The following is a 16,275-nucleotide window of genomic DNA, read 5'->3' on the forward strand; positions in this document are numbered from 1 at the left end:
CGCAATCTTCAGCCAGCAGGTCAGCCTTGTTCAGGAAGACAACGATGTACGGAACACCAACCTGACGGGACAGCAGGATGTGCTCGCGAGTCTGCGGCATCGGGCCGTCAGTTGCGCCACATACCAGGATAGCGCCGTCCATCTGAGCAGCACCGGTGATCATGTTCTTGACGTAGTCGGCGTGTCCCGGGCAGTCAACATGCGCGTAGTGACGGGTCGGAGACTCGTACTCAACGTGAGAAGTCGCGATGGTGATACCGCGCTCACGCTCTTCAGGAGCATTGTCGATACCGTCGAAGGCAACGGCTGCGCCGCCCCATACTTCAGAACAAACACGCGTCAGCGCAGCTGTCAGAGTGGTTTTACCGTGGTCGACGTGACCGATGGTGCCGACGTTAACGTGCGGCTTGTTACGTTCAAATGCTTGCTTACCCATAACGAATACCTCTTGATCAATTAGGCGTAATTATTTCTGGTTGATAACCGCTTCTGCAATGTTTGCAGGCGCTTCAGCGTAGTCATCAAACTCCATGGAGTAGGTCGCACGACCCTGGGTTGCCGAACGCAGATCGGTTGCATAACCGAACATTTCGCCCAACGGCACCTGAGCGCGAATAACCTTGCCACCGGTGGTGTCGTCCATACCCTGAACGAGACCGCGACGACGGTTAAGGTCACCCATCACGTCGCCCATGTAGTCTTCCGGAGTCACGACTTCGACTTTCATCATCGGCTCCAGCAGACACGGGCTGGCTTCCTGAGCGTATTTTTTCAACGCTTGAGAAGCTGCGATTTTAAACGCCATCTCGTTGGAGTCAACCTCATGGAAGGAACCGTCGTACAGACGTGCTTTCAGGCCAATCAGCGGGTAGCCCGCGATAACGCCGTTCTTCATCTGTTCTTCGATACCCTTCTGGATCGCCGGAATGTATTCCTTCGGAATAGATCCACCCACGATCTCGTTGACGAACTCCAGGCCTTCTTCATCAGACGGGCTGAACTCAACAACGACGTGACCGTACTGACCACGACCACCGGACTGACGGGCAAACTTGTGGTTAGCCTCAACGGTCTTGCGGATTTTCTCGCGGTAGGCGACCTGCGGCTTACCGATGTTCGCTTCAACCTTGAACTCGCGACGCATACGGTCAACGAGGATATCCAGGTGCAGCTCACCCATGCCAGAGATGATGGTCTGGCCGGATTCCTGATCGGTTTCAACGCGGAAAGAGGGATCTTCCTGGGCCAGCTTGCCCAGCGCGATGCCCATTTTTTCCTGGTCAGCCTTGGATTTCGGCTCAACCGCAACAGAAATTACCGGTTCCGGGAATTCCATGCGCTCGAGGATAATACGGTTATCCAGGTCGCACAGGGTGTCACCGGTGGTAACGTCCTTCAGGCCGATCATGGCAGCGATATCGCCGGCACAAACTTCCTTGATTTCTTCACGGGTGTTGGCGTGCATCTGAACCATACGGCCGATACGTTCTTTCTTGGACTTGACCGAGTTGAACACGCTGTCGCCGGAGTTCAGAACGCCGGAGTAAACGCGCACGAAAGTCAGGGTTCCAACGAACGGGTCGGTCGCAATCTTGAACGCCAGGGCAGAGAAAGGAGCGCTATCGTCCGCTTCGCGGGTACCGGTAGACTCTTCCTTGTCATCCAGAGTACCTTCAATCGCCTTAACTTCGATCGGCGACGGCAGGTATTCGATAACAGCGTCCAGCATGGCCTGAACACCCTTGTTCTTGAACGCGGATCCGGCCAGCATCGGGACGATTTCGTTGTTCAGGGTGCGGGCACGCAGACCAGCCTTGATTTCTTCGATGGTCAGTTCAGTACCTTCGAGGTACTTGTCCATCAGCTCATCAGAGGCTTCGGCAGCAGCTTCGATCATCTGCTCGCGCATTTCTTCAGCACGCGCCTGCAGATCGGCCGGAATGTCTTCCAGCTCGTAGGTCATGCCCTGATCGGCTTCGTTCCACATGATGGCTTTCATGCGAATCAGGTCGACAACGCCCTTGAACTCGTCTTCAGCACCGATCGGCAGGTTGATCGGCACAGGAACAGCACCCAGACGTTTCTTCAGCTGGTCGACAACCATGTAGAAGTCAGCGCCGGCACGGTCCATCTTGTTGACGAATACCATGCGGGGAACTTCGTACTTGTTAGCCTGACGCCAAACAGTCTCGGTCTGCGGCTGAACACCGGAAGAGGCGCACAGTACAACCACGGCACCGTCGAGTACACGCAGGGAACGTTCTACTTCGATAGTGAAGTCAACGTGCCCCGGGGTGTCGATGATGTTAACGCGGTGCGGTTCGAACTGCTGGTTCATGCCGCCCCAGAAACAGGTGGTCGCAGCGGAGGTGATAGTGATACCACGCTCCTGTTCCTGCTCCATCCAGTCCATGGTGGCCGCGCCGTCGTGTACTTCACCAATCTTGTGTGACAGACCGGTGTAAAACAGTACGCGTTCAGTAGTGGTGGTTTTGCCAGCGTCTACGTGCGCACAGATACCGATGTTGCGGTACAGTGCGATAGGAGTTTTACGAGCCACGACTCTATCCTCAGTTTAGAAACGATAGTGAGCGAAAGCTTTGTTGGCTTCAGCCATACGATGTACGTCTTCGCGTTTCTTAACAGCGGCACCACGACCTTCAGCAGCATCGACCAGCTCACCCGCCAGGCGCAGGGCCATGGACTTCTCGCCACGCTTGCGCGAGTACTCTACCAGCCAGCGCATGGCCAGAGCGTTACGACGCGACGGACGGACTTCAACAGGCACCTGGTAGGTAGCACCACCAACACGACGGGATTTAACCTCGACCATCGGCTGGACGGTTTCCAGTGCTTTTTCGAAAATTTCCAGCGGGTCAGCCTTGGTACGTTCCTGGATTTTATCAAGCGCACCGTAAACGATCTTTTCGGCGACAGATTTCTTGCCGCTGACCATCAGGTGGTTGATGAATTTAGCCAGAGTTTTGTTACCGAACTTAGGATCCGGCAGGATTTCGCGCTTTGCAGCGACGCGTCTTCTAGGCATTGATAAGCCCTCAATTCAAAAAAAGGTCTTCAGGTTAACTCAGGATATGCCGCTCATGCGGGTTCGCCTGACCTTACTCTTACCGTGTCCGGTCTAGCCCGATAGCCAATTGCGCTACAAAGCCTCGCCGTAATGACGACGATTAAGATTTAGGACGCTTGGTACCGTACTTCGAACGACCCTGTTTGCGGTCGTTGACGCCGGAGCAGTCCAGAGCACCACGTACAGTGTGGTAACGCACACCCGGCAAGTCTTTTACACGGCCGCCGCGAATCAGCACGACAGAGTGTTCCTGCAGGTTGTGGCCTTCACCACCGATGTAGGATGTCACTTCAAAACCGTTGGTCAGACGCACACGGCAAACTTTACGCAGCGCTGAGTTCGGTTTCTTCGGTGTAGTGGTGTATACACGAGTACATACGCCACGACGCTGCGGACAAGCCTGCAGAGCAGGAACGTCGCTTTTTTCAACAGCGCGTTTGCGTGGTGCACGCACCAGCTGGTTGATAGTTGCCATTAAGCAAACTCCACGTTTTCACGTATTAATGGATAAACACCAAAAAGCTGGAGCCAATTATCCGTGCAAAAGCGCTTAAGCGCCCTGCCCGGCAGCTGGTTCCAGCACAAAGGGGCCGGAATTTTAATCAATTCCGACCCCAATCGTCAATTACTGACCAAAAATTACTCAGAATCCGACAGCGAAGCGTTCAGTGCTTCGGTCAGTGCCTGTTGCACTTCTTCCGCACTCACGGTCGCTGTGCCGGGCTGAACCTGGGCTGCACGCTTGCGCTTGCGCTCGCGGTGATATGCCAGACCCGTACCGGCCGGAATCAGTCGGCCAACAACAACGTTTTCTTTCAGACCACGCAGGTAGTCTTTCTTGCCTGTTACCGCACCTTCGGTCAGTACGCGGGTAGTCTCCTGGAAGGAGGCCGCGGAGATGAAGGATTCGGTAGCCAGTGATGCCTTGGTAATACCCAGCAGCACTCGCTCGAACTTCGCCGGAATCTTGCCTTCGGCTTCCAGCGCGGCATTTTCTTCTGCCACGGCGCTGAACTCGACCTGCTCACCCGGAATAAAGGTGGAGTCGCCGGAGGTGACGATTTCGACCTTGCGCAACATCTGGCGAACAATAACCTCGATGTGCTTGTCGTTGATCAGTACGCCCTGCAGACGGTAAACGTCCTGGATCTCGGCCACGATGTACTTGGCCAGCTCACCAACGCCGAGAATGCGCAGAATGTCGTGCGGGTTGGAAGGACCATCGGAGATGACCTCACCCGTCTCAACCTGCTCACCCTCGAAGACGTTCAGGTTACGCCACTTCTGCATCATGATCTCGAACGGTTCGCCTTCGGCCGGCGTCAGCAGGATGCGACGCTTGCCCTTGGTTTCCTTGCCGAATGTCATGACACCGGAGATTTCCGCCAGAATGGCAGATTCCTTCGGCTTGCGCGCCTCGAACAGGTCGGCAACGCGCGGCAGACCACCGGTGATGTCCTTGTTGACACTGCCTTCCTGCGGAATACGTGCCAGTACATCACCGACGGCTACTTCAGCGCCGTCAGCCAGGTTAAGGATCGCCTTGGGCGGCAGCAGGTACTGAACCGGAGAATCCGTACCCGGGTGCATCATGTCGCTGCCGTCGGCATTGATCAGCTTGATCATCGGACGAATGTCCTTGCCCGCCTGCGGACGGTCCTTGGCTTCCAGTACTTCAATGGAAGACAGACCGGTCAGCTCGTCCTGCTGGCGCTTGACGGTCACACCGTCATCCATGCCGTGGAACTGCAGACGACCCGCGCCCTCGGTGATGATCGGATGCGTATGCGGATCCCAGTTGGCAACGATGTCGCCCGGATTCACATTGGCGCCTTCCTGAACCTTGATCACGGCACCGTACGGCAGCTTGTAGCGCTCGCGCTCACGGCCGTGCTCGTCGGTCACACCCAGCTCGCCGGAACGCGATGTGGCGACCAGCTTGCCATCCAGACGTTCAACGAACTTCAGGTTGTGCAGACGGACTTCACCGCCGTTCTTGACCTGAATGCTGTCAACGGCCGCGGCCCTGGAGGCTGCACCACCGATGTGGAACGTACGCATGGTCAGCTGGGTACCCGGCTCACCGATGGACTGGGCCGCGATAACGCCGATGGCTTCACCGCGGTTAACCAGGTGTCCGCGACCCAGGTCGCGACCGTAGCAGGCCGAACAGATACCGTGGGTTTCGTCACAGGTAATGGCCGAGCGCACCACGATCTCGTCGATCGAGGAATAGCGCTCGTCATTTTCCAGACGGTGTACCCAGGCTTCGTCGATCAGGGTACCGGCATCGATCAGTACGTCCTTGCCGGTCGGATCCAGGATGTCCTTGGCCACGACACGACCCAGCACGCGATCACCCAGACGTACGACAACGTCGCCGCCTTCGATCAGCGGTGTCAGCAGCAGGCCGTTTTCGGTGCCGCAGTCTTCGTTGGTGATGACCAGATCCTGTGCCACGTCGACCAGACGACGGGTCAGGTAACCGGAGTTCGCCGTTTTCAGTGCGGTATCCGCCAGACCCTTACGCGCGCCGTGGGTCGAGATGAAGTACTGCAGTACGTTCAGACCTTCACGGAAGTTCGCGGTGATCGGCGTTTCGATGATGGAACCGTCCGGCTTGGCCATCAGACCACGCATACCCGCCAGCTGACGGATCTGGGCGGCGCTGCCTCGAGCACCGGAGTCGGCCATCATGTAGACAGAGTTGAACGATTCCTGGATCAGGTCTTCGCCCTTGCTATCCTTGACGATCTCGCCAGCGGCATCCAGAACCGGCTCGGTTTTCAGGTTGTCCATCATCCGCTTGGCCAGCACTTCGTTGGCACGGGACCAGATGTCGATAACCTTGTTGTACTTCTCGCCCTGGGTCACAAGACCGTCGGCGAACTGACGCTCGATTTCCTTCACTTCCGCTTCGGCTTCATCGATGATCAGGACTTTTTCGTCCGGAATGACGAAGTCGTTCACGCCGATGGAGGAACCGGACACGGTCGCCTGACGGAAACCGGTGTACATCAGCTGGTCGGCAAAGATAACGGTATCTTTCAGACCGCAGCGACGGTACGCCTCGTTCAGCAGACGCGAGATCGCCTTCTTCTTCATCGACTGGTTAACCAGCGAGAACGGCAGACCCTTGGGCACGATGGCGAACAGCAAGGCACGACCAACAGTGGTCTCCTTGATTTCTGTACGCTCTTCAACATTGCCTTCGATGTCGTTGATGACTTCGTGAATGCGGACCTTGACGCGGGCCTGCAGGTCGACCTGCTTGGCGCCATGGGCACGGGCCACTTCTTCGATGTCCGCGAAGGCCATGCCTTCACCCAGCGCGTTGACGCGCTCACGGGTCATCCAGTACAGACCCAGTACCACGTCCTGGGACGGTACAATGATCGGCTCGCCGTTGGCGGGCGACAGGATGTTGTTGGTGGACATCATCAGCGCACGGGCTTCGAGCTGTGCCTCGATGGTCAGCGGTACGTGTACCGCCATCTGGTCACCGTCAAAGTCGGCGTTGTAGGCAGCACAGACCAGCGGATGCAGCTGGATGGCCTTGCCTTCGATCAGGACCGGCTCAAACGCCTGGATACCCAGACGGTGCAGTGTCGGTGCGCGGTTCAGCAGTACCGGATGTTCGCGGATAACCTCGTCCAGGATATCCCAGACCAGCGGCTCTTCGCGCTCGACCATCTTCTTGGCGGCCTTGATGGTGGTGGCATAGCCACGCAGCTCAAGCTTGGAGAAGATGAACGGCTTGAACAGCTCCAGCGCCATCTTCTTCGGCAGACCGCACTGGTGCAGGCGCAGGTACGGACCGACCACGATAACGGAACGGCCGGAGTAGTCGACACGCTTACCGAGCAGGTTCTGACGGAAACGACCCTGCTTACCCTTGATCATGTCGGCCAGGGATTTCAGCGGGCGCTTGTTGGAGCCGGTGATGGCACGGCCGCGACGACCGTTGTCCAGCAGCGCATCGACCGCTTCCTGCAGCATGCGCTTCTCGTTGCGCACTATGATATCCGGCGCGTTGAGGTCCAGCAGACGCTTCAGACGGTTGTTACGGTTGATGACGCGACGGTACAGATCGTTCAGATCGGAGGTCGCGAAACGGCCGCCATCCAGCGGTACCAGCGGACGCAGGTCCGGCGGCAGCACAGGCAGCACGCTCATGATCATCCAGGCCGGGTTGTTGCCCGACTTGTAGAAGGATTCCATCAGCTTGAGGCGCTTGGAGAGCTTCTTGATCTTGGTTTCCGAGTTGGTCGCCGGAATTTCTTCGCGCAGCTGCTGGATGGTTTCTTCCAGGTCAATGGACAACAGCAGTTCCTGCACGGCTTCGGCACCCATACGGGCATCGAAATCGTCGCCGAACTCTTCCAGAGCTTCGAAATACTGCTCGTCGTTCATCAGCTGGCCACGCTCCAGCGTGGTCATGCCCGGATCGATCACGACAAAGGATTCGAAGTACAGCACGCGCTCGATATCGCGCAGTGTCATGTCCATCATCAGGCCGATACGGGACGGCAGTGATTTCAGGAACCAGATGTGGGCAACCGGGCTCGCCAGTTCGATGTGACCCATACGGTCACGGCGAACCTTCGCCAGCGTGACTTCAACACCACATTTTTCGCAGATCACACCGCGGTGCTTCATGCGCTTGTACTTGCCGCACAGGCACTCATAATCCTTGACCGGGCCAAAGATCTTGGCGCAGAAAAGGCCTTCGCGCTCAGGCTTGAAGGTACGGTAGTTGATTGTTTCCGGCTTTTTTACTTCACCGAATGACCAGGAGCGGATCATATCCGGTGAGGCCAGGGAGATCTTGATCGAGTCAAACTCGTCAGACTGTCCCTGGGACTTCAGCAGATTCAGCAAATCTTTCATGTTCGGTGGCCCCTCGCGGAGTAGTGGGCGGGCGCGCGCAGCGCCCGCCACGTGATTGTGTTAATCGTTAATCGTTCTCAAGCTCGATATCGATACCGAGAGAACGAATCTCCTTGATCAGCACGTTGAAGGACTCCGGCATACCCGGTTCCATCTGATGGTTACCGTCGACGATGTTTTTGTACATCTTGGTACGACCGTTGACGTCATCGGATTTGACGGTGAGCATTTCCTGCAGGGTGTACGCAGCGCCGTACGCCTCCAGGGCCCAGACCTCCATTTCACCGAAGCGCTGGCCACCAAACTGCGCCTTACCACCCAGCGGCTGCTGGGTAACGAGGCTGTAGGAGCCGGTAGAACGCGCGTGCATCTTGTCGTCTACCAGGTGGTTCAGCTTCAGCATGTACATGTAACCTACGGTCACCTTGCGGTCGAATTTCTCGCCGCTGCGACCGTCAAACAGGCTTACCTGACCGCTCTCATCAAGGCCCGCCAGACGCAGCAGGGTCTTGAGTTCGACTTCCTTGGCGCCGTCAAACGCCGGTGTAGCAATCGGCACACCGCCTTTCAGGTTGTGCGCCAGGTCGAGGATCTCGGCATCGCTGAAGTCTTCCAGACCTTCGTGACGGCAGGCAATGCCCGCGCCGTGATCACCGTTGTAGATCTCGCCCAGGAAGGCACGCAGTTCCTTGACCTTCTCGGCCTTGGCGCGCTCGACTTCCAGCATCTCGTTGATCTTGCGACCCAGACCCTTGGCAGCAGCACCCATGTGGGTTTCAAGTACCTGACCGACGTTCATACGTGACGGTACGCCCAGCGGGTTCAGCACGATGTCGACCGGCTCGCCGTTTTCATCGTACGGCATGTCTTCAACCGGCATGATAACGGAGATAACACCCTTGTTACCGTGACGGCCTGCCATCTTGTCGCCCGGCTGTACGTGACGCTTGGTAGCGACGTACACCTTGACGATTTTCAGCACGCCAGGTGCCAGATCGTCGCCGGTCTGCAGCTTGCGCTTCTTGTCTTCGAAACGCTTGTCGAGGTTCTCGCGACGCTCTTCCAGCTGCTTGCGCGCCAGTTCGAGCTGCTCGGAAACGGCTTCATCGGAAACGCGAATCTTGAACCACTCGGAGTGCTTGAGCGCACCCAGGAAGGACTCGGTGATTTCCTCGCCCTTGGCAAGACCGGCACCGCCGTCTGCCTTGAGGCCGACCATAACCTTGGCCAGACGCTCGAAGGTGGCCTGCTCGACGATACGGAATTCGTCGTTAAGGTCCTTGCGGATCGCGTTCAGCTCGCTTTTCTCGATGGACAGCGCACGCTCGTCCTTGGGTACACCGTCACGGATAAAGACCTGAACATCGATAACCTTGCCGATGGTACCGGTCTTGACGCGCAGCGAAGTGTCCTTAACGTCGGACGCCTTCTCACCGAAGATTGCACGCAGCAGTTTTTCTTCCGGCGTCAGCTGGGTTTCACCCTTGGGGGTGACCTTGCCGACCAGGATGTCGCCAGGTCCGACTTCAGCACCGATGTGCACCACGCCGGAATCGTCCAGCTTGGCCAGCGCGGATTCGCCGACGTTGGGGATATCGGAAGTAATTTCCTCTGGCCCCAGCTTGGTGTCACGCGCCACACAGGTCAGTTCCTGAATGTGGATGGTGGTGAAGCGATCTTCCTGTACCACACGCTCGGAGATGAGGATGGAGTCCTCGAAGTTGTAACCGTTCCAGGGCATGAAGGCGATGCGCATGTTCTGACCCAGGGCCAGCTCACCCATGTCAACGGACGGGCCGTCAGCCATGATGTCGCCACGCTGCACAGTATCACCCGGGCGCACGATCGGGCGCTGGTTAATACAGGTGTTCTGGTTGGAACGGGTGTACTTGGTCAGGTTGTAGATGTCGACACCGGCATCACCCGCCTGAACTTCGTCATCATGTACGCGCACCACGATACGACCGGCATCCACCGACTCGATTTCGCCACCGCGGCTGGCCACCACGCAGACGCCGGAGTCGGCAGCCACGTTGCGCTCCATGCCGGTACCCACCAGCGGCTTGTCGGCGCGCAGGGTCGGTACAGCCTGACGCTGCATGTTGGAACCCATGAGGGCGCGGTTGGCGTCATCGTGCTCGAGGAACGGGATCAGCGACGCAGCAACGGAGACCACCTGACGCGGTGATACGTCCATGTACTGGATCTTGTCCGGCGCCATAACGGTAAATTCGTTCAGGTGACGCACGGCTACCAGGTCGTCGACCAGGCGCTTGTCCGCATCCATCGTGGCCGAAGCCTGGGCGATGACGTACTTGTTTTCTTCGATGGCCGACAGGTAATCGATATCATCGGTTACCACGCAGTCCACGACGCGACGGTACGGCGTCTCAAGGAAGCCGTAATCGTTGGTTCGGGCATAGACGGCCAGCGAGTTGATCAGACCGATGTTCGGACCTTCAGGGGTCTCGATCGGGCAGACACGACCATAGTGGGTCGGGTGAACGTCGCGGACTTCAAAGCCGGCGCGCTCACGGGTCAGACCGCCTGGGCCCAGTGCAGAGACACGACGCTTGTGCGTGATCTCGGACAGCGGGTTGTTCTGGTCCATGAACTGGGACAGCTGGCTGGAACCGAAGAATTCCTTCACCGCCGCCGCAACCGGCTTGGCGTTGATCAGATCCTGCGGCATCAGGTTCTCGGACTCTGCCATGGACAGACGCTCGCGCACGGCACGCTCAACGCGCACCAGGCCGACACGGAACTGGTTCTCGGCCATCTCGCCCACGGAGCGGATGCGACGGTTACCCAGGTGATCGATGTCATCGACAACGCCATTGCCGTTGCGGATGTCGATCAGGGTTTCCATGACCGCCAGGATGTCTTCCTTGCTCAGCACGCCAGGACCGGTGATTTCGTCACGGCCCAGTCGACGGTTGAACTTCATGCGGCCCACGCCCGACAGGTCGTAGCGCTCGTCGGTGAAGAACAGGTTCTCGAACAGGGACTCGGCAGACTCTTTGGTCGGCGGCTCGCCCGGGCGCATCATGCGGTAGATTTCGACCAGTGCTTCGATCTGGCTGCGCGTGCTGTCGACACGCAGTGTCTCGGAGATGAACGAACCGCAATCCAGGTCGTTGGTGTACAGGGTCTCGAAGCTATCCAGCCCCACTGCACGCATCTTGCTCACCAGATCTTCGGTGATTTCAGCGTTGCACAGGGAGATGACTTCTCCGGTGGCCGGATCAACGACGTCTTTCGCCATTGCCTTGCCTACCAGGTACTCCATCGGTACCTCAAGCTCGGTCATGCCGGCCTGCGCCATCTTGCTGATGTGGCGCGGCGTGATGCGACGACCGGCTTCAACGACCACATTGCCTTCGGGATCCTTGATCTCGAACGACATGGTTTCGCCACGCAGGCGTTCCGGCACCAGCTCCATGCGGATACTGTCGTCGGTCAGTGACCAGTTGGTGTTATTAAAGAAGATCTCGAGGATTTCTTCTGTCTGATAACCCAGGGCACGCAGCAGGACGGTCGCGGGCAGTTTGCGGCGACGGTCAATACGTACGAACAGGTTATCCTTGGGATCGAATTCGAAGTCCAGCCAGGAACCGCGGTAAGGAATGATACGCGCGGAGTACAACAGCTTGCCGGATGAATGGGTCTTGCCCTTGTCATGATCAAAGAACACGCCAGGCGAGCGGTGCAACTGGGAAACGATAACACGCTCAGTACCGTTAACGACAAAGGTGCCGTTGTCGGTCATCAGCGGCATTTCGCCCATGTAGACTTCCTGCTCCTTGATGTCCTTGACCGCTTTGGTGCTGGATTCGCGATCATAAATCACAAGGCGCACTTTGACTCGCAAGGGTGCGGCATAGGTCACGCCACGCATCTGGCATTCTTTTACGTCAAAAACCGGCTCACCGAGACGATAGCCCACGTATTCCAGCGCAGCATTGCCGGAATAGGACTGGATCGGGAATACGGAATTGAATGCAGCGTGCAGACCTTCTTCGCGACGCTCGCCCGCGTCTCCACCAAACTGCAGGAAACGACGATAGGAGTCGAGCTGGATAGCCAGCAGGTAAGGCACATCCATGACTTGTGGCAGCTTGCCAAAGTCCTTACGGATGCGTTTCTTCTCAGTATATGAATAAGCCATCAGTGTTCCCCAGCATGTGCACCAAGTTGCGAACCAGCCCAGAAGGGAACCTTCCAGTCTGTATCACCGTTATTTATTTGCTGTCTATAAATAACGGAAAAAGGCCGGTGGCGATTCGCCACCAGCCATAGCACTTTGAACAGCTTTAAGCCGCTCTGAATGCATAGACGCTATTACTTGAGCTCGACAGAGGCGCCAGCTTCTTCCAGCGCTTTCTTCAGCGCTTCAGCATCGTCCTTGCTCAGGCCGTCTTTAACGGTAGAAGGAGCGGTATCAACCACTTCCTTAGCTTCTTTCAGGCCCAGGCCTGTAGCAGCGCGAACAGCCTTGATGACGTTAACTTTCTTGTCGCCAGCGGCGGTCAGAATAACGTCGAATTCAGTCTGTTCTTCAACAGCGGCAGCAGCGTCGCCAGCCGGGCCAGCCATAACGGCAGCTGCAGCAGATACGCCGAACTTTTCTTCCATAGCGGAAACCAGTTCAACAACGTCCATTACAGACATTTCAGCGATTGCGTTGATGATATCTTCTTTAGTCAGAGACATGATTCAGTTCCTGAAAATCTGGAGCGATTGCTCGTAAAATCGGTTAACAAAGCGGCTGAGAAACTCAGGCTGCTTCCTGTTCTTTCTGGTCGCGAACGGCGGCGATGGTACGTACCAGCTTGCCGGCTGCGGCTTCTTTCATGCAGCTCATCAGCTTGGCAAGGGCTTCATCGTATGTCGGCAGGCTTGCCAGCATCGCGATGTCTACCTTGTTGCCTTCAAAGGCAGCTGCCTTCAGCTCGAACTTGTCATTGCCCTTGGCGAACTCACGCAGGATGCGCGCACCGGCACCCGGGTGTTCGTTAGAGAATGCAATGATGGTCGGGCCAACAAAAGTGTCTGCGAGACACTCGTAAGCAGTTCCTTCGATCGCACGGCGAGCCAGGGTGTTACGCACAACCTTCAGCCATACGCCATTGTCACGAGCCAGCTGGCGAAGCTCTGTCATTTTCCCAACGGTAACACCGCGGGAATCGGCTACAACGGCCGACAGAGCATTCTGAGCAGCTAGCTGGACATCGGCAACGATCGCCTTTTTGTCTTCTAGTCCTAATGCCACGATAAACTCCTGGATTGAGTCTTTCGACTGTTTACCAACAACTGCGTTCCGTCATGCAGAACACAGCTTGAGCACGGTGGTTTTATAGATCCAAGGTTTGAATCTCACCGTCTGCGCAGGCCGGAAAACCATTAAGGCACCTGTTGCATCGACAGCTCACTGACACAACAGGCACCACCTGCGGTCTTTGACGGCCTTCGTATCTGTTACCAGGTCACGAAGACCCTCAAAAAACCTTTTAAGGGGTGACTTAAACGCTCAGGGAAGCCTGATCGATAGTCAGACCCGGGCCCATGGTAGTGGACAGGGTCACTTTCTTCACATAAACGCCTTTGGAGGAAGCCGGTTTCAGCTTCTTCAGGTCAGCGATCAGTGCTTCAATGTTTTCCTTTACGGAACCGGCAGCAAAATCAGCCTGACCGACGCCCGCATGGATGATACCGTTCTTGTCAGTACGGAAACGTACCTGACCGGCCTTGGCGTTCTTGACAGCAGACGCGACATCCATGGTAACGGTGCCGACCTTCGGGTTCGGCATCAGGCCGCGCGGGCCCAGGATCTGACCCAGCTGACCAACAACACGCATGGCATCGGGAGTTGCGATAACAACGCCGAAATCCAGGTTGCCGCCCTTGATGGACTCAGCCAGATCTTCAAAACCGACGATGTCAGCACCGGCAGCCTTGGCTTTCTCGGCGTTTTCGCCCTGGGCGAAAACAGCAACACGTACAGTTTTGCCAGTACCGTGCGGCAGTACGGTGGAACCACGTACAACCTGGTCAGATTTACGCGGGTCAACACCCAGGTTGACAGCAACGTCTACGGATTCTTTGAACTTCACGGTGGACAGTTCGGTCAGCAGAGCCACAGCTTCGTCGATGGCATACAGCTTGGTAGCGTCGACTTTGGCGCGGATTGCTTTCTGGCGCTTGGACAAATTAGCCATTATTCATCACCCTCAACTACAAGACCCATGCTGCGAGCAGAACCCGCGATGGTGCGAACGGCTGCGTCCATGTCACCGGCAGTCAGGTCCGGCATCTTGGTGGTCGCAATCTCTTCCAGCTGTGCACGTGTCACGCTACCGACTTTCTCGGTGTTCGGACGGCTGGAACCGCTCTTCAGGCCCGCTGCTTTTTTCAGCAGAATGGACGCCGGAGGGGTCTTGGTGATAAAAGTGAAGCTGCGGTCGCTGTATACAGTGATAACAACCGGAGTCGGCAGACCGGGCTCGATACCCTGGGTCGCGGCGTTGAACGCCTTGCAGAATTCCATGATGTTAACGCCGTGCTGACCCAGCGCAGGACCGACGGGCGGGCTAGGGTTAGCCTGACCAGCTTTTACCTGCAGCTTGATATAAGCATTAATTTTCTTAGCCATTAAGCTACTCCTTCAGGGTTCAAGCGCCTTGCGGCTCCCCATTCTCGACAATGGAAAACCCCGGCCACGCAAACATGACCAGGGCAATCCGAATTCAAAGGGTTGAATCAGGCTTTTTCGACCTGACCAAATTCCAGCTCAACAGGTGTGGAACGACCAAAGATCAGTACCGCCACATGGAGCTTGTTCTTCTCGTAGTTAACCTCTTCCACCACACCGTTAAAGTCGGCAAAAGGACCATCCACAACACGTACCATTTCGCCCGGCTCGAAGAGCGTCTTCGGCCGCGGCTTGTCGACACCACTCTCGACGCGACGCAGTATTTCCTGCGCCTCTTTCTCGGTGATGGGTGCCGGCTTGTCGGCGGTACCGCCGATGAAACCCAATACACGCGGCGTATCCTTAACCAGGTGCCACGCTTCGTCATCCATGTCTATCTGAACCAGCACGTAGCCCGGATAGAACTTGCGCTCAGACTTGCGCTTCTTGCCATCGCGAATTTCGACGATTTCCTCGGTCGGAACCAGGATGTCACCGAACTTGTCCTGCATGCTGTAAAGCTCAACCCGCTCTTTCAGCGAGTTCATTACACGCTTCTCGTAACCGGAGTACGCATGGACGACATACCAACGCATTGCCATACTAAAAACCCCTTAACCGATTACACCAGAAACAAACCAACCCAGAAGCGAATCCAGACCCCACAACAGGAGCCCGACGATCAGCACCACCACAACGACCATCAGAGTCGTCTGCAGGGTTTCCTGCCGCGTCGGCCAGACCACCTTGCGGATCTCGGTCTTGGCTTCCTTGAACAGGTTAAAAAACGCTTTCCCCTTAGCAGTACTTAACGCTACAAATCCAGCCAGCAAAGCCAGAACTACCAGCGCAACAACGCGGTAGAACAGTGACTGATCGGAAAACATGGAGTTCCCAACCACACCCGCCGCTACGACCAGGACAACGACAAGCCACTTAAGGCCATCGAATTTTGATTCTACAGGGACTGCTTTAGAGATCACTTTGTAGCCTCAGCTAAGATAAGCTTGCGCTAATTTGACGCCATTCCCGATTGGAAATGGCAGGCCAGGAGGGACTCGAACCCCCAACCTGCGGTTTTGGAGACCGCTGCTCTGCCAATTGAGCCACTGGCCTACTGCGTAATAGGGACGCGCATTATATGCCCACCCCCACTACTTGGCAACACCTAATTTACAATTAGGCGATAATCCTAGCTACAACACCAGCACCAACGGTACGGCCGCCTTCGCGAATAGCGAAACGCAGGCCTTCTTCCATGGCGATCGGGTTGATCAGGGTAACAGACATCTGTACGTTGTCACCCGGCATTACCATCTCAACACCTTCCGGCAGTTCACAGGCACCAGTGATGTCTGTGGTACGGAAGTAGAACTGCGGACGGTAGCCTTTGAAGAACGGAGTGTGACGGCCGCCTTCTTCTTTGCTCAGTACGTAGACTTCGCCTTCGAACTGGGTGTGCGGAGTGATGGAGCCCGGCTTGGCCAGGACCTGACCACGCTCAACGTCGTCACGCTTGGTGCCACGCAGCAGCGCACCAACGTTCTCGCCTGCACGACCTTCGTCCAGCAGCTTGCGGAACATTTCAACACCAGTACAAGTGGTG

General features: G+C 56.7%; 13 protein-coding genes and 1 tRNA gene. All 14 read right to left on the reverse strand.

Going from position 1 to position 16,275, the window contains the following annotated elements; genetic code table 11:
• On the reverse strand, positions 1 to 436 hold a 436-nt coding region (locus F451_RS26425; RefSeq protein WP_020683897.1), incomplete at its 3' end, for a GTP-binding protein.
• Positions 437 to 466: 30 nt separating this feature from the next.
• Entirely contained in the window at positions 467 to 2,560 is a 2,094-nt protein-coding gene (gene fusA / locus F451_RS0123625) for an elongation factor G (RefSeq protein ID WP_020683898.1), read from the reverse strand.
• Between the two features lie 15 nt (positions 2,561 to 2,575).
• Positions 2,576 to 3,046 carry a 30S ribosomal protein S7 gene (gene rpsG / locus F451_RS0123630; RefSeq protein WP_020683899.1) on the reverse strand — a complete coding sequence of 157 codons (471 nt, stop codon included), beginning with the start codon at positions 3,044 to 3,046 and terminating at the stop codon, positions 2,576 to 2,578.
• Between the two features lie 142 nt (positions 3,047 to 3,188).
• The gene (gene rpsL / locus F451_RS0123635) at positions 3,189 to 3,563 is read right to left on the reverse strand and encodes a 30S ribosomal protein S12 (RefSeq protein WP_020683900.1); all 375 of its coding nucleotides are present in this window, start codon (positions 3,561 to 3,563) and stop codon (positions 3,189 to 3,191) included.
• 164 nt (positions 3,564 to 3,727) lie between these two features.
• Positions 3,728 to 7,978 (reverse strand): DNA-directed RNA polymerase subunit beta', encoded by a 4,251-nt coding sequence (rpoC, locus tag F451_RS0123640; RefSeq protein WP_020683901.1) that lies wholly within the window; start codon positions 7,976 to 7,978, stop codon positions 3,728 to 3,730.
• A 67-nt stretch (positions 7,979 to 8,045) separates the two neighbouring features.
• Positions 8,046 to 12,146, reverse strand: a complete 4,101-nt coding sequence (gene rpoB / locus F451_RS0123645; protein ID WP_020683902.1) for a DNA-directed RNA polymerase subunit beta — start codon at positions 12,144 to 12,146, stop codon at positions 8,046 to 8,048.
• A 173-nt stretch (positions 12,147 to 12,319) separates the two neighbouring features.
• A complete protein-coding gene (rplL, locus tag F451_RS0123650; protein ID WP_020683903.1) occupies positions 12,320 to 12,691 on the reverse strand; it encodes a 50S ribosomal protein L7/L12 in 372 nt (123 codons plus the stop codon).
• A gap of 64 nt (positions 12,692 to 12,755) precedes the next feature.
• Complete coding sequence (gene rplJ / locus F451_RS0123655) at positions 12,756 to 13,250, reverse strand: 50S ribosomal protein L10 (protein WP_020683904.1); 495 nt, start codon at positions 13,248 to 13,250, stop codon at positions 12,756 to 12,758.
• A 250-nt stretch (positions 13,251 to 13,500) separates the two neighbouring features.
• On the reverse strand, positions 13,501 to 14,196 hold the full coding sequence (gene rplA / locus F451_RS0123660) for a 50S ribosomal protein L1 (RefSeq protein WP_020683905.1): 696 nt from the start codon (positions 14,194 to 14,196) through the stop codon (positions 13,501 to 13,503).
• Complete coding sequence (rplK, locus tag F451_RS0123665; protein WP_020683906.1) at positions 14,196 to 14,630, reverse strand: 50S ribosomal protein L11; 435 nt, start codon at positions 14,628 to 14,630, stop codon at positions 14,196 to 14,198. The genes rplA and rplK overlap by 1 nt, the downstream gene beginning before the upstream one ends.
• A gap of 107 nt (positions 14,631 to 14,737) precedes the next feature.
• Positions 14,738 to 15,271: a transcription termination/antitermination protein NusG gene (gene nusG, locus F451_RS0123670; RefSeq protein ID WP_020683907.1), complete on the reverse strand. Its 534-nt coding sequence runs from the start codon at positions 15,269 to 15,271 to the stop codon at positions 14,738 to 14,740.
• Between the two features lie 12 nt (positions 15,272 to 15,283).
• Complete coding sequence (secE, locus tag F451_RS0123675) at positions 15,284 to 15,652, reverse strand: preprotein translocase subunit SecE (RefSeq protein WP_026292027.1); 369 nt, start codon at positions 15,650 to 15,652, stop codon at positions 15,284 to 15,286.
• A 57-nt stretch (positions 15,653 to 15,709) separates the two neighbouring features.
• Positions 15,710 to 15,785: transfer RNA gene (locus tag F451_RS0123680), tRNA-Trp, on the reverse strand.
• 63 nt (positions 15,786 to 15,848) lie between these two features.
• Positions 15,849 to 16,275, reverse strand: a 427-nt coding sequence (locus F451_RS0123685; RefSeq protein WP_040880392.1) for an EF-Tu C-terminal domain-related protein, incomplete at its 5' end; no start/stop codon positions are given.

Origin of the sequence: Marinobacterium rhizophilum DSM 18822, assembly GCF_000378045.1 — a bacterium.
Taxonomy (GTDB): domain Bacteria; phylum Pseudomonadota; class Gammaproteobacteria; order Pseudomonadales; family Balneatricaceae; genus Marinobacterium_A; species Marinobacterium_A rhizophilum.